Source organism: Variovorax sp. EL159 (assembly GCF_900100965.1).
Lineage (GTDB): Bacteria > Pseudomonadota > Gammaproteobacteria > Burkholderiales > Burkholderiaceae_C > Variovorax.
In genome coordinates, this window is sequence record NZ_FMUJ01000009.1 from 13,708 (window position 1) to 34,698 (window position 20,991).

General features: G+C 67.7%; 19 protein-coding genes and 1 pseudogene. 6 read left to right on the forward strand and 14 right to left on the reverse strand.

Annotated elements, in window-relative coordinates:
- The first annotated feature begins 5 nt into the window (after positions 1 to 5).
- A complete protein-coding gene (locus BLQ28_RS29035) occupies positions 6 to 1,427 on the forward strand; it encodes a serine hydrolase domain-containing protein (protein ID WP_093246804.1) in 1,422 nt (473 codons plus the stop codon).
- 19 nt (positions 1,428 to 1,446) lie between these two features.
- On the opposite strand, the gene BLQ28_RS29040 is transcribed toward BLQ28_RS29035, so the two are convergent.
- The 3 genes from BLQ28_RS29040 to BLQ28_RS29050 are packed head-to-tail and all read right to left on the reverse strand — an operon-like array spanning position 1,447 to position 3,543.
- On the reverse strand, positions 1,447 to 2,343 hold the full coding sequence (locus BLQ28_RS29040) for an ADP-ribosylglycohydrolase family protein (RefSeq protein WP_093246805.1): 897 nt from the start codon (positions 2,341 to 2,343) through the stop codon (positions 1,447 to 1,449).
- Positions 2,340 to 2,912: an NADAR family protein gene (locus BLQ28_RS29045; RefSeq protein WP_093246806.1), complete on the reverse strand. Its 573-nt coding sequence runs from the start codon at positions 2,910 to 2,912 to the stop codon at positions 2,340 to 2,342. Before BLQ28_RS29045 ends, BLQ28_RS29040 begins: the two co-directional genes overlap by 4 nt.
- Positions 2,913 to 2,925: 13 nt before the next feature.
- The gene (locus BLQ28_RS29050; protein ID WP_093246807.1) at positions 2,926 to 3,543 is read right to left on the reverse strand and encodes a DUF4291 domain-containing protein; all 618 of its coding nucleotides are present in this window, start codon (positions 3,541 to 3,543) and stop codon (positions 2,926 to 2,928) included.
- Between the two features lie 174 nt (positions 3,544 to 3,717).
- On the opposite strand from BLQ28_RS29050, the gene BLQ28_RS29055 reads away from it, so the two are divergent.
- The 4 genes from BLQ28_RS29055 (at position 3,718) to BLQ28_RS29070 (ending at position 8,135) form a co-directional block, all read left to right on the forward strand.
- Complete coding sequence (locus BLQ28_RS29055; protein WP_256327510.1) at positions 3,718 to 4,371, forward strand: NUDIX hydrolase; 654 nt, start codon at positions 3,718 to 3,720, stop codon at positions 4,369 to 4,371.
- A gap of 299 nt (positions 4,372 to 4,670) precedes the next feature.
- Positions 4,671 to 5,477: a helix-turn-helix domain-containing protein gene (locus BLQ28_RS29060; RefSeq protein WP_093246809.1), complete on the forward strand. Its 807-nt coding sequence runs from the start codon at positions 4,671 to 4,673 to the stop codon at positions 5,475 to 5,477.
- 148 nt (positions 5,478 to 5,625) lie between these two features.
- Positions 5,626 to 6,372, forward strand: coding sequence for a phospholipase C accessory protein PlcR (plcR, locus tag BLQ28_RS29065; protein WP_093246810.1), 747 nt, complete (start codon positions 5,626 to 5,628; stop codon positions 6,370 to 6,372).
- Between the two features lie 59 nt (positions 6,373 to 6,431).
- Positions 6,432 to 8,135: a pectin acetylesterase-family hydrolase gene (locus tag BLQ28_RS29070; protein ID WP_143012598.1), complete on the forward strand. Its 1,704-nt coding sequence runs from the start codon at positions 6,432 to 6,434 to the stop codon at positions 8,133 to 8,135.
- 34 nt (positions 8,136 to 8,169) lie between these two features.
- Here BLQ28_RS29070 and BLQ28_RS29075 read toward each other — a convergent pair whose 3' ends face one another.
- The 5 genes and pseudogenes from BLQ28_RS29075 to BLQ28_RS29095 all read right to left on the reverse strand — a co-directional run bounded on the left by BLQ28_RS29075 (position 8,170) and on the right by BLQ28_RS29095 (position 12,902).
- On the reverse strand, positions 8,170 to 9,402 hold the full coding sequence (locus BLQ28_RS29075) for an RNA polymerase sigma factor (protein ID WP_093246812.1): 1,233 nt from the start codon (positions 9,400 to 9,402) through the stop codon (positions 8,170 to 8,172).
- A complete protein-coding gene (locus tag BLQ28_RS29080; protein ID WP_093246813.1) occupies positions 9,399 to 9,770 on the reverse strand; it encodes a YciI family protein in 372 nt (123 codons plus the stop codon). Before BLQ28_RS29080 ends, BLQ28_RS29075 begins: the two co-directional genes overlap by 4 nt.
- A gap of 190 nt (positions 9,771 to 9,960) precedes the next feature.
- On the reverse strand, positions 9,961 to 11,322 hold the full coding sequence (locus tag BLQ28_RS29085; RefSeq protein WP_093246814.1) for an NAD(P)H-dependent oxidoreductase: 1,362 nt from the start codon (positions 11,320 to 11,322) through the stop codon (positions 9,961 to 9,963).
- Positions 11,323 to 11,325: 3 nt separating this feature from the next.
- A pseudogene (locus BLQ28_RS29090) lies at positions 11,326 to 12,201 on the reverse strand (phytanoyl-CoA dioxygenase family protein).
- Positions 12,198 to 12,902: a GntR family transcriptional regulator gene (locus BLQ28_RS29095; protein ID WP_093246815.1), complete on the reverse strand. Its 705-nt coding sequence runs from the start codon at positions 12,900 to 12,902 to the stop codon at positions 12,198 to 12,200. The pseudogene BLQ28_RS29090 and the gene BLQ28_RS29095 overlap by 4 nt, the downstream one beginning before the upstream one ends.
- A gap of 116 nt (positions 12,903 to 13,018) precedes the next feature.
- Between BLQ28_RS29095 and BLQ28_RS29100 the strand changes: the two genes are divergently transcribed.
- Positions 13,019 to 13,984: a threo-3-hydroxy-L-aspartate ammonia-lyase gene (locus BLQ28_RS29100; RefSeq protein ID WP_093246816.1), complete on the forward strand. Its 966-nt coding sequence runs from the start codon at positions 13,019 to 13,021 to the stop codon at positions 13,982 to 13,984.
- A 15-nt stretch (positions 13,985 to 13,999) separates the two neighbouring features.
- On the opposite strand, the gene BLQ28_RS29105 is transcribed toward BLQ28_RS29100, so the two are convergent.
- From BLQ28_RS29105 to BLQ28_RS29130, 6 genes are all read right to left on the reverse strand, one after another.
- Positions 14,000 to 14,659 (reverse strand): ABC transporter ATP-binding protein, encoded by a 660-nt coding sequence (locus tag BLQ28_RS29105; RefSeq protein ID WP_093246817.1) that lies wholly within the window; start codon positions 14,657 to 14,659, stop codon positions 14,000 to 14,002.
- A complete protein-coding gene (gene miaA / locus BLQ28_RS29110; RefSeq protein ID WP_093246818.1) occupies positions 14,656 to 15,681 on the reverse strand; it encodes a tRNA (adenosine(37)-N6)-dimethylallyltransferase MiaA in 1,026 nt (341 codons plus the stop codon). Before miaA ends, BLQ28_RS29105 begins: the two co-directional genes overlap by 4 nt.
- A 95-nt stretch (positions 15,682 to 15,776) precedes the next feature.
- Positions 15,777 to 16,736 (reverse strand): alpha/beta hydrolase, encoded by a 960-nt coding sequence (locus tag BLQ28_RS29115; RefSeq protein ID WP_093246978.1) that lies wholly within the window; start codon positions 16,734 to 16,736, stop codon positions 15,777 to 15,779.
- 192 nt (positions 16,737 to 16,928) lie between these two features.
- Complete coding sequence (gene mutL, locus BLQ28_RS29120; RefSeq protein ID WP_093246819.1) at positions 16,929 to 18,830, reverse strand: DNA mismatch repair endonuclease MutL; 1,902 nt, start codon at positions 18,828 to 18,830, stop codon at positions 16,929 to 16,931.
- Between the two features lie 34 nt (positions 18,831 to 18,864).
- Entirely contained in the window at positions 18,865 to 19,752 is an 888-nt protein-coding gene (locus tag BLQ28_RS29125; RefSeq protein ID WP_143012599.1) for an alpha/beta hydrolase, read from the reverse strand.
- A gap of 19 nt (positions 19,753 to 19,771) precedes the next feature.
- Positions 19,772 to 20,989 (reverse strand): dienelactone hydrolase family protein, encoded by a 1,218-nt coding sequence (locus BLQ28_RS29130; protein WP_093246821.1) that lies wholly within the window; start codon positions 20,987 to 20,989, stop codon positions 19,772 to 19,774.
- Positions 20,990 to 20,991: the final 2 nt, after the last annotated feature.

Below are 20,991 nucleotides of genomic sequence, written 5' to 3' on the forward strand. Positions count from 1 at the left end.
TGACGATGCGGCCCCTGTTTTCTGCCCGGTACCACCGCTGGTTCGCGGCCTGTCTGCTGCTGGCGCTGCTGGCCGGCAACGCGGCCGCGCAGTTGCTGCCCCTCACGTTGGCGAGCGACCCGGTGGCACTGGCCAAGGCCGCGCTCGGTGCCGAACGCGGCACGCTCGTCGTCGGTACCTTGCGCAACGGCAAGGCCGCCTACGGCGCGGCCTACAACCCCGAGCCGCCTTCGACGCCGCGCCCCATCGAACCCAACAGCGCCGAGCAGCCGATGTTCGAGATCGGCTCGGTCACCAAGGTCTTCACTGGCCTGCTGCTCGCGCAGGCGGTGGAGCGCGGCGACCTGAAGCTCGACGACACCGTCGGCAAGCTGCTGGCCGGCAAGGTCGAGGGCCTGTCGCCCCCCGTGGCCGCGGTGACGCTGCGCCAGCTCGTCACGCACACCGGCTGCATGCCCGTGATGGCCGATGGCGTGGGCGGTGGCCCGGCGCTGGCCGAGCAGTTCCGCACCTTCGACAAGCCGATGTTCTGGGCCGCGCTCACGCGCATCAAGCTCACCGCGCCCGCGGCGCCCTGCGAAGGCAACTACAGCAACTTCGGCATGGCCCTGCTCGGGCAGCTGCTGGCCGAGCGCTACAACACCTCGTGGGGCGAACTGGTACGCGCGCGCATCACCGAACCGCTGGGCATGAACGACACCGTGATCCCGCTCGGCGACAAGGCCTCGCGCATGGCCCCGGCCTTCGCCGGCGACCGGCGCCAGCAGCTGCTGGACATGCTGGCCTATGCACCGGCCAGCGCGCTGCGTTCCACCGCCGCCGACATGCTGACCTTCAGCCGCGCGATCCTGGCCGGCGCGGCTGGCCCGCTCGGCCCGGCGGCCGTGCGCATGCTCACGCCGCTGGCGCGTTATGAAGGCGCGGAGATCGGCTACGCCGTGATGGTGCGCGGCACCGAAGGCGCGCGGCGCACCTACTACCACGCGGGCGTGACCGAGGGCTACCGCACGCTCTGGCTGCTCGCGCCCGACACCGGCGAAGCCATGATCGTGCTCAGCAGCAACACGCGCGCGCCGATGCAGTCGGTGTTCCTGGCGATCGGCAAGAGCCGCTACCCGGTGTCGACCCTCGAAGTGCCGGTCGATCCCGCGCGGCTCGATGACTACAAGGGCGAGTTCCGCGTCAACAAGACGATGTCGCTGACCTTCGCCGTGCGCGGCGCCAAGCTGCTGGTGCGCGAGACGGGGCGCGGCTACAGCGCGCTCCTGCCCACGGGCAGCGACCGCTTCGTGGTGGCGTCCATCGGCGCGCAGTTCGTTTTTCGGCGCGGTGATGGGAATGCGGTGACGGGTGTCTCGCTGTCGCAAGGCGGCAGCCAGCTCGACGCGCGGCGCGTCGGCGAGCCGGTCGCCGTGCCGCAGGAGTAAGGGTGGCGCGCCGCTGCCTTCAGCGGGCGAGCGCGAGCAACTGGTCTGCCATCTGCTCGATCTCGGCGCGCATCACGAGCTGTTCGAGCCAACCGGTTGGAATGGCGCCCGCACCGTAGAAGGCGCCTGCCAACTGGCCGCAGATTGCGGCGGTGGTGTCGGCGTCGTCGCCGAGGTTGGCCGCGGCAAGCACGGCCTGTTCGAAGGAGTCCGTGTGCGCGAAGCACCAGAGCGCCGCTTCGAGCGACTCGACGCAATAGCCTGAGCCCTTGATGTGTTCGCGTGCCTTGGCCGTGTAGTCGCCGCGTGCCAGTGCGGCGACTTTCTCGCTCAAGGGCTCGAGTGGCGCGGTCGAAAGAATCGCCGCCTTGCTTTCTCCCTGCAACGCCGCGCGCAATTGCAATGCGAAGAGCCGCGAGCATTCGATGGCTTCCAGCGCGCCATGCGTGGTGCGCGTGCTGTCGCCGGCCTGCCGCCAGGTCGCTTCGATGCCCGGCGCGAAGAACATCGCCACGGGCGCGAGCCGCATCAATGCGCCGTTGCCGGCGGTGCGCGGGTCGGGGTCGCCCGCGAACGGGTCGCCCGATGCGAGGTAGCGAGTGAGGGCGCCCGACACCGTGATGCCGATGTCGAAGCAGTTCCCCGTGCTGCTCATGTAGCCCACGCTGCGCCAGTTGCAGTAGCGGTTCATCTGGTCGGTGGCGTTGAAGCCCTGGCAATGGATCAGGCTTGCCGCAAGGCACAAGGCCATCGAGGTGTCGTCGGTCCATTCGCCGGGAAGTAGGCCGAAGGGGCCGCCGCCCCGCATGTCGGTGACGGGCTCGAAGGTGCCGCGCGCGCAAAACTCGACCGTGGTGCCGACCGCGTCGCCGCATGCCAGTCCGAGCAGGCAACCCCGGTAGCGGTCGGTGCTCATTGCGCTTGCCTCAATGCGTCGCGTGCGGCCATCAGCGCAAAGCCCAGCAGGTTGAGGCCTCGCCATTCGCGAGGGTCTTGCGCGGCCGAATCGGTGGCGGCACGGCCGATGCCCCAGATCGGATCGACCGGGCTGGCCTCCACCAGCACCTGGTGGCCCGTGCCGAGAAGGAAGGCGCCCAGTGCGGGGTTCTGCGAGAACTTGGCGATGTTGCCGCGCGTCACGATGTCCAGGCGCGCTTGCACCCACGCGGCTTCGTCGAAGTCGCGGATCTCGCGGCCGAGCTTCTTGGCTTCGCTGGGCGTGCGCGCCGCGATGATCCGTTCGCAGGTCTGGGCATCGCCGAACAGGCGCGCCTTGCCGGCCATCATGAAGTGCTCCGCCGTGCGGTACTTGATGCCTTCGAGGGTGAACGCGGCTTCGAACCACTGGCTGAAGCAGCTCTTGTTCACACCGGTCTTCGGGGCCTGATGACCCCAGAACAAAAGGTATTCGGTGCGATGCCCTTGCGCGAAGTAGGCGGGCAGGTCCTTGATGCCGCGCGGTGTTGTCGATGTATGCGTCGTCATTCTTTTCTTTTCGTCAGGGGCCGATGTCCAGCGGATGCTCGACCGGCAATTGCAGTTCGGGGTTGTCGTTTTGCGCCAGTGGGCGCTGGGCGTCCACGAAGGGGCGCATGTCGATGACCTCCAGCAGTTCTTCGTGCGCGAATGCCGCGAGCGTGCGGCCACGCAGCCCGAGCTGGATGGCCCGGCGCTCCAGCTTGTTGCCGCTCGGCGCGTGATCCGGGTCCCATTGCAGGCGCACCTCCGATCGGGCGACGGCGGCCTGCCACGCTTCGCGGCTCGGATAGCTGGGGTCGAAGGTCGACGGCACGGCCTCGCGCACCACGCGCTCGAAGAAGGCGCGGCGCAGCCGAAGCCCGAGCGTCACTTCCTGGCCTTGCTTGGTGCCCCAGCCGGAGCGGTACATCATCCAGAGGAAGTTTGGCTTGATCCAGCTCATGCGCGAAAGGCTGAAGTCCGGGCCGTCGAGCCGACCGTGCCGGATCGCGTACTCGCCAATGGCGGGGCGATAGGCCTGGTAGACGATGACCGACTCGGCGTCATGGTGCGCAAGGATGTGCGGGCCACTTTGCGGCCAGCGTGCGCGCTGCGCGATGTGCAGCTCGGTGGGGAGTGGTGTGACAGCGTTGTTCATCTTGTGTTGCTCGTGTTCTTGTTCTTGCTGATTTCGTAAGTTGTTCTGTGCAACTAATTATGGGTTGTATAGTACAACTAATAAAGACGAAGTCAACCCATCCCCGTGAACACCTCTGCCTCGAAATTTCCGCCGTTGACCTTTCCGCGTCCGTTGGTCACGGTCGACGTCGTGATGTTCACCGTGCTCGAAGACGCTTTGCAGGTCTTGCTGGTTCGGCGGCCCGTCGATACGGCCGAGCCGTTTCCCGGCAAGTGGGCGTTGCCGGGCGGCTTCGTGAACATCGATGAAGACGCTTCGCTGCTCGATTGCGCTTTGCGCAAGCTGCGCGAGAAAACCGGCGTCGAGGCGCCGTACCTCGAACAGCTCGGCAGTTGGGGTGGTGCGCAGCGCGACCCGCGCGGCTGGTCTGCCACGCATTGCTTCTATGCGCTGATTCCGGCGCAGGCGATGCAGTTGCGCAGCGGTGCCAACGCGGCGGAGGTGGCGTGGTTCGAGGTCGGTGCCGCATCGCGCAAGCGGCTGGCCTTCGACCACGGCGAGCTGCTCGATGCCGCCATCGCCCGGCTTCGCAGCAAGGTCGAGTACACCTCGCTGCCAGCCTTCCTGATCGAAGAACCCTTCACGCTGCCGGCACTGCAGCACACCTACGAGGTGGTGCTGGGGCGCGACATGGACAAGAGCGCTTTCCGCAAGCGCATGCTCGACGGCGAATTCATGGAAGAGGCCGGCATGGTCACCGGCAGCCTGGGCCGGCCGGCCATGAGCTACCGCTTGCGCGACCGCTCGCAGGCGGCGCTGTTTCCTCGCACATTCAACGCCCGGTAGCTGTCGCGGCCATCGAAGGTTTCGGGGCCGCACGAAGCAGATGCAGGCACCCAGCGACGACGGTTTGTAAGCCTCTATTTCCTCTGTGTAAGCAACGCACCGCGCGACTCTTTCTGCTTAAAGACTAACCCTAGACGCCCTCTGGCCTTGCGGTGCCTACACTGCGGGGCGTTTGGGAGGAGGTGCCGCGCGGGCACCGCACGGCAGGCGCAACACGCAGAAGAAAAGGCGGGCTTGCCCATGCATTGCAGTCGCGAGGGATCTTCCGTTTTTCGGGTTCGCGGCGAGGCGTTCGTGCGATGAGCGCGCAGTCCCTGCTGCACCTGTGGGACGACGGCTTCGCCTACATCACGCCGGCCATCCGATCGGGGCTGACCGCCCGTCCTGCGTTGACCTTGCTGGTATCGATCAGCGGGCATCCGTTCATGCTGGAGGCGCGTGACGGCACGCGCGCGCATTGCACGGCCGCGGTGGTGGCGCCCGATGTGCCGCGCCGGCTCGATGCCGATTGCGGCGGGCTGATCTCGATCAACCTCGATCCCGCGTCGAGCACCTGCCGCATGCTGTCGGCATGGATGGGCGGGCGCCGCATCATGCCGCTCGATGCACGTGTCTTCGGCAGCTTGCGCGACAGCTTCGAGCCGGCGTTGCATGGCGTGCTCTGCGATGCGCGCGTGAGGTCGCTCAGCCAGCGCATGGTGGATGCGGTGACGGGGTCGGCCGCGTTGTCGACGCAGATGGACCCACGCATCGAACGCCTGCTGCAGATGATCCGCACGCACCCGAGCCTGCTGCAGCGCGAAGAGCTGTCGCTGATGGCGTGCCTGTCGCGCGGCCGGTTGAGCCATCTGTTCCGCGAACAGATGGGAATGTCGGTCAAGCGCTACCTGTTGTGGAGCAAGCTGCGGCGCTCCAGCGTGCAGCTGGCCGACGGCCAGCCGCTGACGCACATCGCGCTGGCCAGCGGCTTTTCGGATGCGGCACACATGAGCCGCACATTCCGCGATTCATTCGGGCTGCAGCCTTCGTTCGTGGTGCGAGAGGTGAAGGTCGTGACGGATGGGCATGCGCCCGATGCCTGGCGCTCGCTCGCCGGCAAGGCCTAGCGGGTCGACATCGTTCCCGCGCGGTTCGGTGTGATCGGCCGGGCTGCAATTCAGCACCTTCGTACAAGTCAGCGCGGACCCTGCTGGCTAGTCTCCACGCGTGCCCCGAGAGGCACACAAGAACAACTGGAGACAGGTGAGGATCCGCATGAAATTTCGCTTTCCGACTGGCGGCAAGCTCATCATGGGCGTTGGCGTCGTGGTGGCTGTCGTGGTGCTCTGGCTGTTGTTTGCCGACCAGGGCAGTGCACAGGCGACCTCTGAGGCAGAGAACAAAAGTTCTGCATCCACAGGCACACAAACGACAACGCAGGGCGGCGTCGTGCTGGCGCAGCGGGCCGCTGGCTACAAGCCGTTCGCTCCGGGCGCATCGCCTTATCTCCTGTCGGCCGGCCCTCTGGAGCGCGGCCTGGACGTCGATCAACTGAGGCGCGACCTTGCAGGCAGCGGCAAGAACGTTGAAGACGAGGTCGATCGCCTGGTCAAGCTCGCACGCTTTCGCGACCGCATGAACGTCCTTGCCGAAGTGCTTCCGAGCCTGAGCGACGAAGAGCGGCAACAGGAGTCTTACGAAGTCCTGCAGCAGTTGCCCGAGCACGTGGCCAATGGCGAGATTCTTCCGCGCGAGGCCTTGGCGACCACCACCGCGCTGCTTCAGATCGGCGAATCGGACCCGGTGGTCCGCAGCGAACTCACGAAGCGGTTGACGGCTTCGCTGGAGGCGTATGCCAAGCAGGTCGTGGGCCCCGAGCCCATCACCGAATCGCGCTTCCAGAGCTATGCGCAGGAGCGCGATCGGATGGTCAGCGAAGTGCAGTCCTCCATTCAGGACCCTGAAGCGCGGCAAGCGGCGATGGCGCAGCGCGAGCTCGAGATACGGCGGCGCCACTACTGATCCTGATCCATCCCATCGATTCGATTCCATTCCATTCACAACACAGGAGAGACACAGCCATGCATCGAACAAGAACACTCTGGAGGTTGGCGGCCGCGCTGGCCTTCATGCTTTCGATGGCCACGGCCGGCGCCGCGCCGGCCGCGACCCCGCAGGTCCAGAAGAGCAGGGCCGATGCGCAGGCATTCATCGACGAGTCGACGGCCAGGTACAACGCAGGGCTGAAGTCCAGCTCCAAGCCGGGGCAGACCATCGTGCCCGCGGCCGGCCCCGTGTGGACCGCCGATCTGGACACCTGGGTGGAGTACACCTTTCCGGCCAGTTCGGGCGCATCGTGCATGAATGGAACGCCCTACCGGATGTATTACAAGATCGCGTCCGAGGCGAGCATGCGGGACAAGGTGCTGGTCGACTTCGAAGGCGGCGGCGCGTGCTGGGACTTCGATTCGTGCAAGCCGGGCTCCAAGCTCGGCGCATCCAATCCCGACGGCCTGGCCTCGGGCTACATCCAGGGCGATGGCATCCTGACCAAGACCGCCACCGCCCTTACGTCACCGGTGCTCGACGGCAACACCTTCCTGACCAATGCGGCTGCGTACTTCGTCTTCGGCCGAGGCACGGGCACGCTGGACAACCGAAGTTGGTGGAATTTTCCGAAGTTCACGTCGCAGCCGGAAACGCAGCGATGGACCAAGCTGGTGTTTCCGTACTGCACCGGTGACGTCAACTCGGGCGCGAGCTTCAGGGTCTTCGAAGATCCGAGCAATCCGCAGAACAGCAAGAAGGCCAACTTCAACGGCCTGAACAACGTGCGCGCTGCGATGGCGTTCCTGCGCCAGAACAAGTTTGCAGAGAGCCTGTCGAGCAGGAAGTCGATCCAGCAATTGCTGGTCTATGGCGCCAGCGCAGGTGGCTACTCGTCGCTGGCCAACTACCCGATGATCCGCGAGGCCCTGGCAGGCGACAAGACGCGGGTTGCGATGTTCGATGATTCCGGTCCCATTCTCCCGGCGCCGATCTACAAGCAGCGTGAAGAAATCCTGGCGAGCGACCTCGACAAGACGCCCGCGGTGAAGTTCTGGCAGAAGGTCACCGATGCTTGGGGGTGGTTCCAGCAGCCCACCGCTGCCGATGCGAAAACGCCGGGCCATCCGGAATACGCGGAGCAGGCCAAGGGGCTGGTCGCGCGCTGGGAGAAGGCCACGGGCGAGAAGGTCGAGCTGTTGAAGAGCCGTGGTGGCGACACCGGCAACCTCAACAAGGTGCTCTCCAAGCGGTACGCCCAAGACCGTCTCGGCCTGGGCAGCTTCCAGCAGGACCAGGTCATCTCCAGCTTCGCCTTCGTCGGTGGCCAGAACGCCGAAGTCGTTGGCCTGACGGGCGATGCCTTTCGCGAGGCGAAGATGAAGCTCTTCACCAAGGAGATGAACCTGGTGCGCGCCGAACTCGGCCCGCTGCCCAACTATGGGTACTACATGCCCTGGTCGCGGTATGTGCTCCTGGGCAGTCACGTGACGACGGCGCTCACGTTCGCGGGCACCGATATCTGGCGCGCATCGAACCTGCGCGACGACGGTGGGCGGATCGCACCCGAGTTCAACGGCGACGTGGGTTTCTTCCTGAACAATCTCGTGAGTACCGAGAGCCTTGCGAGCCTTCCGGTGCTCAAGGAAGTCGGGGCACCCGGGGAGTCGTTCAGCGTGGGCAGCTTGATTGGCACCGTCCTCAGCTGGTTCCGCGTCTTCGACGGATCGGCCGCTTGAGTGAACGCTGTGCGATGAGCCGCCTGCGGCAGTGTCAGAGCCGGGCCGCCATCGCACCCAGATAGCTGCGCACCGCCGCATTGGCACTCAGCCCGATGGCGCGGTCGTAGGCCTGCCGGGCCGCGGCACGCGCGCCGCCAGCTGCGAGCAGATGGGCGCGGGCCGCCCAGAAGGGCTGGTAGTTCGTCACCTGGTCTGCGGGAATCGCGTCGAGCGCCTGCAGGCCGATGTCGGGCCCGCGCGCATTCGCCAGCGCGCACGCGCGGCTGACCTGCGCCCCGATGCTCGGGCGCAGCGCCAGCAGGCCCTCGTACAGCGCCACCAGCGTTTCGGGTGGCACCGGTGCCCCGGCGCGGCGTTCGCAGTGCGCCGACTGGATCGCGGCCTCCAGCTGGTAGGTACCGAGCGATTGCATGCCGGAGGCTTGCCGCAGGTGGTGCTCGGCCTGCGCGAGCAGTTCGTGGTTCCAGCGCGTGATGTCCTGTTGGTCGAGTGGCACGTAGGCGCCGGTTTCGCTGCGCCGCGCGGCGGTGCGGCTTTCGCAGAACAGCATCAGCGCCAGCAGGCCCAGCGGCTCGGGCTCGTCGGGCATCAGGTGGCAGAGGATGCGGCCCAGGTCGATGGCCTCGGCGGTCAGGCCGCGCGGCAGCGCGTCGGCGCCATCGACGTCTTCCCAGCCGGTGCCGTAGGCGGCGTAGATGCCGTCGAGCACGTCCTGCAGCCGCTGCGGCAGGTCGCGCGGCTGCGGGTATTCGAAGGGAATGCCGGCCGCGCGGATGCGGGCCTTGGCGCGCACCAGCCGCTGCCCGAGCGTCGAAGGCGAAGTGAGAAAGGCGCCCGCCATGCGAGCGGCGTCGAGGCCGAGCACGGTCTGCAGCATGAGCGGTGCGCGCGCTGGTGCGTCGATGGCAGGGTGCGCGCACACGAAGAGCAGGCGCAGCCGCTCGTCGGGTACGGTCGCACCTTCGGCATCGGCCATGTCGGCCTCGCCGGCCAGCAGCAGCAGCGTCTGCGTGGCCTTGTCCTGCACGCGGGTGTGGCGCCACGCATCGAGCTTGCGGTGCCGTGCCACGCTCAGCAGCCAGGCGTCGGGCTTGTCGGGAATGCCGTCCACGGGCCAGCGCTCGAGCGCGCGCGCAAAGGCATCGGACAGCGCGTCTTCCGACGCCGCGATGTCGTGCGTGCGCGCCGAGAGGATGGCCAGCAGTCGACCGTACGACGCGCGGGCCGCCCGTTCGGCGGCCTGGTGAGCCGCCGGGTCGTTCACGCTGTGGCCGCCGCCATGGCCGTGGCCACGAAGACCGGTCGAACCTCCACGCCGCCACTGGTGGCGCAAGGCGCGCGTGCCGCCCATTCGAGCGCGGCATCGAGGTCGGGCACGTCGACCACGAAGTAGCCGCCGAGCTGCTCCTTGGTGTCCGCGAAGGGGCCGTCCTGCACCTGGCGCTTGTCGCCGCGCACGCGCAGCGTGGTGCCGGTCATGGGCGGAAACAGGCCGTGCCCGCCGAGCGAGATGCCGGCCTGCCGCACGGCGTCGGCGTACGCGATCCAACTGGCGCGGTAGGCCTGCGAGGACGCGTCGTCGCGTTGTTCGAATTCGGACGCGGGCTGATAGAACATCAACATGTATTGCATGGTGTCTCTCCGTCATGGAAAAGTTGGCTTGAGCAACATCGCTCACCCCAATGACGGCCCGCTGCCGGTCATTTCGACACGAAGCCCTGTGCCGAGACGAATATTTTTTACGCGATTGCGGTTTGGCGCAATGCGCTGATCCACCAGCCCGGTTCACCGGGCGCGGCCCCGCGCCCGGACAACACCTTAGCTAGGCAAACCTGACCTGCAGCGACGGCGCGAACATCGACTCCATGTCGGCGCGCAGCCTGTAGGCGGCGGTCGTCGTGTTGATCGCCACGTCGGCCCAGCAGAGGCTCTGGCCCTTCTTGACCGGTCGCACCAGCCTGACGTTGTGCGCCAGCCCGAGCGGCAGGCCGCCCAGGCGCAGCGAGCGGTCGGCCGGCAAGAGCTTGCCCCACACCGTGTAGCCGCCTTCGCCGTCGAGCATCTCGCCCGCGGCGAGGTCGCGCTTGGCGGTGGCCACCACGTCGGCGTTCCAGCAGGTGGCCACGCCGGTCGGTTCGCCGCGCAGCGCCACGCTGGCCACCGACATGCCGACTTCGAGCCCGATCAGGTGCCAGCGCTTGTACAGCGTGAAGTAGCGCCCGCTCGGGTCGGTGTGGGCGTTGTATTCCTCGAAGCAGTTCTTGATGTAGTCGGTCTCGGCCTCGACCGTGACCCACACGCCCATGCGGATGTCGTAGGGGATCTTTCGCCCATCGGCTTCGAGCGAGGAGACAACCTCGACCATGCCCTTGCGCTCCAGCACGCCGCCTTCGCTGCGCGGCCGCGTGACGAAGGGAATGTCTTCCACGCTCGCGGGCGGGTAGAGCAGCCCGTCCGATGGCACCGTGAGGCCGGTGGCGTTGGCGACAGCCGAGCTTTCGATCGACGGCTTGGAGCCATCGAGAAAGCTGTTGAACATCTTCGGATTGAGCCCGCCGCGTTGCGCCTGTTCCGGCGTCAGGCCGTAGTTGCCCCACACCGTCTCGGGTGTCGATTCGGTGAAGTGCGGCAGCCACTTGTGGCCGCGCCCGGCCGCCACCACCGGAAAGCCGCAGGTGCGCGCCCAGTCGACCAGGTCGCAGATCAGCGCGGGCTGGTCGCCGAAGGCCAGCGAATAGATCACGCCTGCCTGCTGCGCCCGGCGCGCGAGCAGCGGGCCGCAGAAGGCGTCGGCCTCGACCGTCACATTGACCACGTGCTTGCCGTGCGCAAAGGCATCGAGGCAGTGGTCGACCGCCGCGATCGGGTTGCCGGTGCACTCGACCACGATGTCGATGGAGGGCTCGCGCGTCACCGCCTGCCAGTCGTCGGTGATCCAGGTGGTGCCGTGCTTCAGCGCCTCCTGCACGGAGCCGGCCGACGCGCGGGCTGGCTCCCAGCCCACGCGCGCCAGGTTGACGCGGGCGGCATCGGGCGACAGGTCGGCAATCGCCACCAGCTGAACGCCGGGTGTGCGCGGCACTTGCGCGAGGTACATCGCGCCGAACTTGCCGGCGCCGATCAGGCCGATGCGGATGGGGCGGCCTTCGGCGGCGCGCTGTTGCAGGCGGGCATGCAGGCTCATGGGTCAGGCCTCCGCGGTGTCGAGCAGGTCGAGCGATGTCATCAGCGCGCTTTCGGGCAGGCCCTTCTTCCAGGGCACATCGACGGGGTAGGGCTTCAGCAGGCAGTCGTCGGGCAGCATCTCGATGGGCGTGAAGTCCCGGTGGGCGATGTACTCGGGCCGCTTGTGGCGGCGGATGTGGTTGCTGACGGCGCACAGGCTCAGGTACACGGCCACGCGGTTGAAGGGCGAGAGGTTGCTGCCCGAGGCATGCACGAGGCAGCTGTGGAACAGGATCATCGAACCGGCCGGGCCCTTGAGCGAGACGATGCCACCGTGCTTGCCGCCGGCGCGGTCCACGAGCTGCGCGATCAGGTCGTTGTCCACCGTCCAGAGCGGGTAGCTGGTGGTGGTGAGGTCATGCTTTGCATCCATCACGCCCTTGCGGTGGCTGCCCGGAATGAAAATCAGCGGGCCGTTGTGCTAGTTCACGTCGTCCAGAAAAATAGCCACGTTCATCGCGCGCTCGGTGGGCATCAGGTCGTCATTGAGCCAGGTGCCGTAGTCCTGGTGCCACTGCCACACGTCGCCCTCGAAGGCCATCTTTCCGTTGATCTTGAACTGGTGCATGTAGACCTCTTCCTCGAAGAGATCGGTCACCGGGCCGACCATGCGCGGGTGGCGCGCCAGCCGTGCGAAGGGCTCGCTGATGAGGTGCGCGGCGAAATTCGTGCGCACGGCATCGGAGCCTTTCTCGCGCACGTTGAAGGCCTCGCGCCGGCTGTACAGCGCGGGCACCGCATCGGTCAGCACCTTCGTCTCTTCGGCCGAGAAGTGGCCGGGGAAGAACAGGTAGCCCTCGCGCTCGAACTGCGCGCGTTGCTCGGGGGTCAACTTCATGCCTTGTCTCCTTGCGTGGCGGGTGTGGATGCGGCGTGTGCGAGCAACTGCCGGGCAAGCCGCTCGCCCAGTGCCTCGCTGGCCTTGGCAACGTGCTGCTCGCTCAGGCGCGCCGCGCGCTCGGCGTTGCCGGCGGCGATGGCCGCGGCAATGGCTTCGTGTTCGTCCCAGAGCGATTCGCGCTGGGGCTCGGCCTGCAGCACCGCGCCCATCGCGCGGCGCAGGTGGCGCCAGTGCGGGTTGGCGCTCTGGCCGATCAGTGGATTGCCCGAGGCTTCGTAGATGGCCTGGTGAAAGGCCACGTCGGCATCGATCATGGCTTCGACATTGCGCCCGCGCGCCGCACGGCGGCCGCGTTCGATGAGCTTCGGGTCGATGCGAAAGCGCTGCTGCGCCGCGAGCCGCGCGGCCAGCACGTCGAGCGCGCCGCGCACCTGGTAGATCTGGCGCATGCCTTCGGCATCGAGCGGTGCCACCAGCACGCCGCGGCCGGGTGCGTCGAGCACGAAGCCGTCTTTCTTCAGCAGCCGCAGCGCCTGCAGCACCGGCTGGCGCGACACCGACAACCGCTGCGCGATGTCTTCCTGCGTGATGCGCTCGCCCGGCGCCAGCGTGCCGCCGCAGATGGCGCCCAGAAGGGCACGGTAGACCTGGTCGACAAGGTCGGGCGCGGCTTCGATGCTGACGAGCTGGGCGGGCATAGGGGCTCCGGGTTCTGAACTCTGTATACAGAGTACGAACTTCAAGGCGAACGTGCACCCGGGTTTTTACCCACCAGGGGGTGCAAAAGAACGGCGAGCCCCGCTAAGCTCGGGTGATGCAACTCCCTACCTACGACGACGTCATCGCCGCGGCCGCGCGGCTCGAAGGCCATGCCCACCGCACGCCGGTGCTGCAATCGACCACCGCCAATGAACGCTGGGGCGCCAGGTTCTTCTTCAAGTGCGAGAACTTCCAGCGCATGGGCGCGTTCAAGTTTCGCGGCGCCTTCAACGCGCTGTCGAAGTTCGACGCCGCACAGCGCAAGGGCGGCGTGATCGCCTTTTCTTCGGGCAACCACGCGCAGGCCATCGCGCTGTCGGCGCGCCTGCTGTCGATGCCGGCCGTGATCGTCATGCCGAAGGACGCGCCGGCCGCCAAGGTTGCCGCCACGCAGGGCTACGGCGCCGAAGTCGTGCTGTACGACCGCTTCACCGAAGACCGCGAGGCGTTGACGAAGCGGCTCGCGCAAGAGCGCGGCATGACGATGATTCCGCCCTACGACCACCCGGACGTGCTGACGGGGCAGGGCACGGCGGTGAAGGAATTGATCGAGGAAACCGGCCCGCTCGACCACCTCTTCGTGTGCCTGGGCGGCGGCGGGTTGCTGTCGGGCTCGGCGCTGTCGGCGCGTGCACTGTCGCCCGACTGCAAGATCTACGGTGTGGAACCCGAGGCGGGCAACGACGGCCAGCAGTCGTTCCGTGCCGGGAAGATCGTGCACATCGAAACGCCCAAGACCATTGCCGACGGCGCGCAGACACAGCACCTGGGCGAGTACACCTTCGGCATCATCAAGCGCGACGTGAACGACATCTTCACCGTGACCGACGCGCAGCTGGTCGACGCGATGCGCTTTTTCGCCGAGCGCATGAAGATGGTGGTCGAGCCGACCGGGTGTCTGGCCTTCGCGGGCGCCATCGCTGCGGGCAAGGCGATTGCGGGCCAGCGCGTGGGCATCGTCATCAGCGGCGGCAACGTCGACCTGTCGCGCTACGCGAGCTTCCTCGCGCCGCAGCAGTAAACGACAGATAGATCGTCAGGCGCGGATGCCGTTTGCTGTCAGGTGCAGCAGGCGGTCCGCGCGGGCGGCCGCGCTTTCGGAGTGCGTCACCAGCACCAGCGAAGCACCGTGCTCGCGGGTCTGGCCGATCAGCAGTTCCATCACCTTCGCGGCGGTGGTCGGGTCGAGATTGCCTGTGGGCTCGTCGGCCAGCAGCAGTGAGGGGCGGTGCACCAGCGCACGCGCAATGGCCACGCGCTGCAACTGGCCGCCCGACAGCGTCTGCGGCAGCCGGGCGCCCATGCCGGGCAAACCGACCGCGTCGAGCATCCTGGCGACGCGATCTTCATCGCGATGCTGGCCCAGCAGCATCAGCGGCAGCGACACGTTCTGCGCCACGTCGAGGTGCGGCAGCACATGGAAGGCCTGGAACACGAAGCCCACGCGGCGCCTGCGCCAGAGCGCGCAGGCTTCGCCGTCGAGCGCGCCGATGTCGATGCCGTCGTGCGTCACGCTGCCCTGGTCCCAGCTGTCGAGCCCGGCCATGCAGTTGAGCAGCGTCGACTTGCCGACACCCGATTCGCCCACGATGGCGACGAACTCGCCGGGCTCGACGCCGAGCGTCACGTTCTCGAAGACAGGCACTTCGCCGTTCTTGCCGTAGTGCTTGCCGAGGTTGGAAATGCGCAGCGTCATCCGGGGCTTGTGATCGATGTGATGAGTTGAACGGTGGCTTGCACCGCGTCGGGCGCGTCGCAGGCGATCACGGTGCGCGTCGGCATGCTGCGCAGCCAGGTGATCTGACGCTTGGCGAGCTGGCGCGTGGCGGCGATGCCGCGTTCGCGCAGGTCATTCAGGGCCTTGGCGTCGGGCGCCGCGGTGCCGCAGGCGTCGAGCATTTCCCAGGCCTGCCGGTAGCCCACGCAGCGCATCGAGGGCAGGTCGGGCGAAAGATCGCCGCGCGCGCGCAGCGCCTTCACTTCGTCGATGAATCCGGCTGCGAGCATGGCGTCGAAGCGCTCGGCGATGCGCGCATGCAGCCAGGCGCGGTCGGTGGGTTCGAGCGAGATCAGCAGGCCCCCTTCGACCGCCTTGGCGGTCTTGTTGTCGCTCGCATGAAAGCTCGACAACGGCTGGCCGCTGCTGGCCCACACCTCGAGCGCACGCTGGATGCGCTGGCTGTCTTGCGGCGCGAGCCGCGCGGCCGTGACCGGGTCGACCTGGGCCAGTCGCGCGTGCATGGCGGGCCAGCCGACGATGGCGGCTTCCGCGTCGATGCTCGCGCGCACGGCGGCATCGGCCGCAGGCATGGCATCGATGCCGTCGAACAGGGCCTTGAAATAGAGCATCGTGCCGCCGACCAGCAGCGGCAGCGCGCCGCGCGCGCGGATCTCGTCGATGAGGCGCGTGGCGTCGGCCACGAAGGCGGCGGCGCTGTAGCTGTCGCGCGGATCGAGGATGTCGATCAGGTGGTGCGGCACCTGCGCCTGCTCGGCGCGGCTGGGCTTGGCAGTGCCGATGTCCATGCCCCGGTACACGAGGGCCGAATCGACGCTGACGATTTCGACGGCCCGCGTGCGCGCCAGGGCGAGGGCGGCGGCCGTCTTGCCGGAGGCGGTGGGGCCGGCAAGCGCGATGTAGCGCGGTGGAACAGGAGGCGCGGCGCCTGGCGATGCCGGGGGAGCGGCCTCGGCGGCCGGAGCGAAGCTGGGAGACATGGTGCGCCGAGGGTAGCAAATGGCGCGCGCCTCGCCGGCGCGCAGGTCTTGCGGCCGCGCACGGCGCCGGCTGGTCGCCGTGCGGCAGGTTCGGTTCAGATGGCGGCGGGCGCCGGTGCCGGCGCTTCACCGCGCACGTTCTGGGGGGCGGGCGCGCTCGGCGGCGGCGCAAGGCGGGGCGGCGGCCGGTTGGCGGCCACCGTGCTCTCGGGCTTCATGCGGAACAACTGCGCCAGTGCCGCGCGGTACTGCGCCTCGCCGACCGAGTTGGTGTCGTGGTGCGAGCCGCCCTCGACCAGCACGAAGAGCTTGGGCACCGTGGCCGCGTCATACAGCTTGCGGCCCAGCGTGGGGTTGATGAGGCTGTCGGCCGTGCCGTGCACCACCAGCAGCGGTGCGCCGATCTGCTTGACCGTGTTGATCGCCTCGAAGCGCTGCGTGATGAAAGGGCCGAAGGGCAGCCAGCCCCACTTGAAGCCGCTCACCACGTCGGCGATGGAGGTGAAGGTGCTTTCGACGATCACGCCGCTTTCGTCGTTCACGTGCGCCGCCAGGTCGATGCCGATGGCGCCGCCGAGCGAGTGGCCGAAGATGTAGCGGTGCTGCCTGGGGTGGCGCGCGGCCAGCCAGGTCCAGGCGGCGCGGGCGTCTTCACGGGCCGATTCTTCGGAGGGCAGGCCCTTGGAGCTTTTGCCAAAGCCGCGGTAGTCGATGGCCAGCACCGAGAAGCCCAGTTCGTGCATGCGCTGGATGCGGGGCGCCGAGCCGGCCACGTTGTAGCGCGCGCCGTGCAGGTACAGCAGCACGGGCGTGTCGGTGGTCTCGGGTGCGCCGCCCAGCCACAGGCCGTGCAGGCGCGCGGGCTCGCCGGTAATGGACGACTGGAAGTCGATCCAGACGTCCTGCATGCCTTCGCTCATGGCGGCGGTGTTGCCCCAGCTGCGGTCGCTGGGCTGGAAGATCCATTGGCGCTGCTGCTCGTCAAGCGTGGCGCAGCCGGCAGCCAGCAGGGCGCAAAGCGAAAAGACTGACGCGAGGAGGGTCCAGCGTTTCATCATGGGGTTGAGGGACAGCGAAGTCGGCCGAAAAGTTCACTTGCTTTCACCGTGGCACGCCGACATTGCGCCCCGGTAACCCTCCGAAACAACGCTCGATGGCGTTTTTTGCACGAGTCCATGCAACGTGCGTGCCCGCCGCCCGGATGACCGCCAAAAACCCTCGAAAACCCTCAAAAAGGGCTGATTCGGCTATCGACCGCGCATGAACAGGTTGTCGAGCTCGCGGATCGACAGCTGTCGCCAGGTCGGCCGGCCGTGGTTGCACTGGTCCGAGCGCTCGGTGGCTTCCATCTGACGTAACAGGGCGTTCATTTCGTCGATGGTGAGCTTGCGGTTGGCCCGCACGGCGCCATGGCAGGCCATGGTCGAGAGCAGTTCGTTCTGCGCGCGCTGCACCACGGTGCTGGCGTCGTGCTGGCCCAGCTCGGCCAGAACACTGCGCGCCAGCTCCACCGGGTCGCCATCCGCCAGCGTTCCGGGCACGGCGCGCACCGCGAGCGTGCGCGGCGAAAAAGGCGTGATTTCCAGCCCCAGCGTGGGCAGCACCGCCGCGCAGGCCTCGGCCGTCGCCACTTCTTCCGGCGTGGCCGCGAAGGTGGCCGGAATCAGCAGCGGCTGGCTGCTGATGGACGCGCCGTCGAGCTGCGTCTTCAGCCGCTCGTACACGATGCGCTCGTGCGCCGCGTGCATGTCGACCACCACGAGGCCCTGGCTGTTCTCGGCCAGGATGTAGATGCCCTGCAACTGCGCCAATGCGCGGCCGAGCGGCCAGGCTTCGTCGTTGGTGGCCTGCGGCGGCGTGGCGGCGGCTTCGGCGCCCGTATCCGAAGGCAGCCCCACGGGCGCACGGAAGGTCATCGGCGCCGCGCCGGTCAGCGGCCATTGCGAAGGCGCGGACTCCGGCTCGTGGGCCTGCTCCACGGTGCGTCGTGGCCACATGGCTTCGAAGTCGCCGGCACCGCGCTCCTGGGCCACGAAATTCATGGAGGGCTGTGCCCAGCTTGCGTTCGAGGGAAGCGGCGTCGGCTTGAAGAAGGGCTGCGGCGTACCGGAGGCCGCCACGGCGTCCCCGGCGCGCGGCGCGGCCAGCGCGTCTTCGATGGCGTGGCGTACCGCTTGGTGCACCTCGCGCCCATCGCGAAAGCGCACTTCGATCTTGGTCGGGTGCACGTTCACGTCGACCCGCGCCGGATCGATCTCGAGGTACAGCGCGTAGATCGGCTGGCGATGGCCGTGCAGCACATCTTCGTAGGCGCTGCGCACGGCGTGCGACAGCACCTTGTCGCGCACGAAGCGGCCGTTGACATAAAAGAACTGCTGGTCGCCGCGCGAGCGCGCCGCGTCGGGAATGCCGGCGCGGCCGACCACGCGCACCGGTCCGCCTTCGCGCTCGACTGCCACGCTCTGCGTCACGAAATCGTCGCTCAGGGCATCGGCCAGCCGCTGCTCGCGGGTGGTGGCGGCGCGCCATTGCTCGACCAGCTTGCCGTCGTGCCAGATCGAAAAGCCCACCTCGGGCCGCGCCAGCGCATGACGGCGCACGGCCTCAATGCAATGGGCCAGCTCGGTGGCGTCGGTCTTCAGGAACTTGCGGCGCGCGGGCGTTGCGAAGAACAGCTCGCGCACTTCGACCGTGGTGCCGGTGGAGCGGGCCACCGGACGCAGCTCGCCGGTGCGTCCGTCGAGCGAGAACGCACCGTCGGCGCCGGCAAAGCGCGAAAGAATGCTGAGCTCGGCAATCGCATTGATCGCCGCCAGCGCCTCGCCGCGAAAGCCCATCGTGCCGACCGTTTCGAGGTCGTTCAGGCTCGCGATCTTGCTGGTGGCGTGGCGGCGCAGCGCCACCGTGAGTTCTTCGCGCGGAATGCCCAGGCCGTCGTCTTCGATCGAGATCAGCCGCACACCGCCCGAGGCCAGCCGCACCGTGATCTGCCGGGCGCCCGCGTCGAGCGCGTTGTCCAGCAACTCGCGCACCACCGAGGCGGGCCGCTCGACCACTTCGCCCGCGGCGATCTGGCTGATCAGTTCGTCGGGAAGCTCGCGGATCGGGCGGCGTTCGGAGAGGGAGTTGGGGGTGGGAAGGGCGCTCACCGGGGCATTCTAGAAGCGGGCGAAAACTGGGTACTCAGTGGGGCTTGGGCTGGAGGTATCGATCCAGGAAGGCACCCACGCGGCTTTCATAGGCCTGCGGCGCGAAGGCGTGCAGGTCGACATGGGCGGCACCCTCCACGATCCAGAGCTCCCGGGGCTCCCCGGCCTTCCCGGCCTTCCCGGCCGCCTCGAAGATTCGCCGTGTTTCCGCAGGCGTGGTATGCCGGTCTTGCGCGCCGGCGGCGATGAGCACGGGCGCCTGCAGCGCGCCGACGTGCTCGATGGGGCGCAGTTGCCCTGTCGAAATCCCGGTGCGCAGGGGAAGCTGCCACAACAACAGGGGCGCGAGCAGGCCACCCGGCGGCCCCAGGACGCGCACCACCCGGTTGGCGACGGCATCGTCGATCGTGGGATACATCGACTCGAGCACCACGGCGCGCACATGAGAATCGGGGGCGGAAAGCACGAACGCAGCGGCGCCCAGGGAGACGCCGATGACACCGATCGGTTCATCGGGCATCTCGCGCTCCATGAAGGCCAATGCAGCCTCCACGCCCTTGGCCTCGCGCACGCCGAAGGTGATTCGGTCACCGCTGCTTTCACCGTGCGCCGGAAGATCGATCAGCAGCACCGAATGGCCGAGGCGACGGAGAAAGTCGGCCCGCGCCATCATCTGGCGGCGATCCGAGCGAACCCCATGAAGCAAGAGGATTGCGCCAGCCCCCGCCCGGCCACGAACCCGCCAGCCTGAAACCTGCTCGCCAGTGCCGTAGGGGATTTCGACCGCTTCAGCTTGCAGCGATTCGGTGGGTTGACCGGCTGAGCGATGGACGGGATGGCTCAGCAGTTCGCCCACGCCTGCGACCGCCAGCACGCCCGATGCCAGCAGCGCGAGCGCGACGTAGATTCTTCGACTGCGCACGACGGCGGCGCCGTGTTGTTCAGTGCGACATCAACGTATTCGACGGCAGTTTCTCGTCCAGCAGCTTGCGCGCCGTCTCGATGCCCGCCACCGGCAGCAGCTTCGCGTCGAGCAGGCCCATCTGCACCAGCACGCTGGCCTGGTCCCAGTAGATGTGCTCGTGGTAGAGCTTGTTGCCACGGAACTTGATGACGGCCAGCAGCGGCACCTCGACGCGCTTGCCGGTGGGGGCGACGCCCGGGAGCATCCACGGGATCTCGGTGGTGTGGGTGAAGCTGAAGAGCAGTTCGTCGACCACCTGGGTGGCGCCGACGGTGCGCGAGATCGACGTGAGCGCGGTGTCGGGCGGGTTGCTGTTGACGAAGTGGTTCGTATAGAAGGCGTGCAGCGCCTTGTAGCCCACGCCACCGGTCATCGTCGGGATGTGGTTCACGTAAGGCTCGGCCACCATGGTGGCCATGGTGTCGTCGACATTGCGGGTGCCGAACTCGTACTCGCAGTGCTTGTCCCACAGCGCCGAGAGGTCGTAGTGCGGGCCGATGGCGCCCTTCAGCGTGGCGATGCTGCGCTCGTGTGCCATGAGCGCCGACGGCTTGTGGAAGTGCTCGCCGCCCACGCGCGCGAAGGCATGGTCCATGCCGGGGTACACGTACAGCGACACGCCGGGGCGGCCCTTGAGCGTCTGCACGATGCGGTCGCGTGCCTCGGGCGGGCAGAACTTGTCGAGCTCGGCGACGTGCAGCGTCAGCGGGCACTTGATCTTGTCGGCTTCGTCGAGCGCGGCGTCGATGCCGACGCCGTAGTAGCCGACCACCGCATCGGCGTCGGTGCGGCAGGCCGAGAGGTACGCCAGCTTGCCGCCCAGGCAGAAGCCGAGCACGCCGACCTTCTTGTCGGTCACTTCGGCGCGGCCGCGCAGCGCGTCGATGGCGGTCTGCATGTCTTGCATGCCCTTGGCTTCGTCGAAGCCACCGTAGAGCGCAAAGGCGCGCTGCCAATCGGCTTCGCTGTAGCCGAGTTCGACGTTGGGCTCCTGGCGCCAGAAGAGGTCGGGCACCAGCGCCACGTAGCCTTCTTCGGCGTAGTAGTCGGCCACCTCGCGCATGGTGTGGTTGATGCCGAAGATTTCTTGCGCGATCACCAGGCCCGGGCCGGTGCCGCCTTCGGGCAGTGCGAGGTAGCCGCGAAAGGTGCCGCTGCCGTCGGCAGCTTTCATCTGGATGTATTGGCCTGTCATCG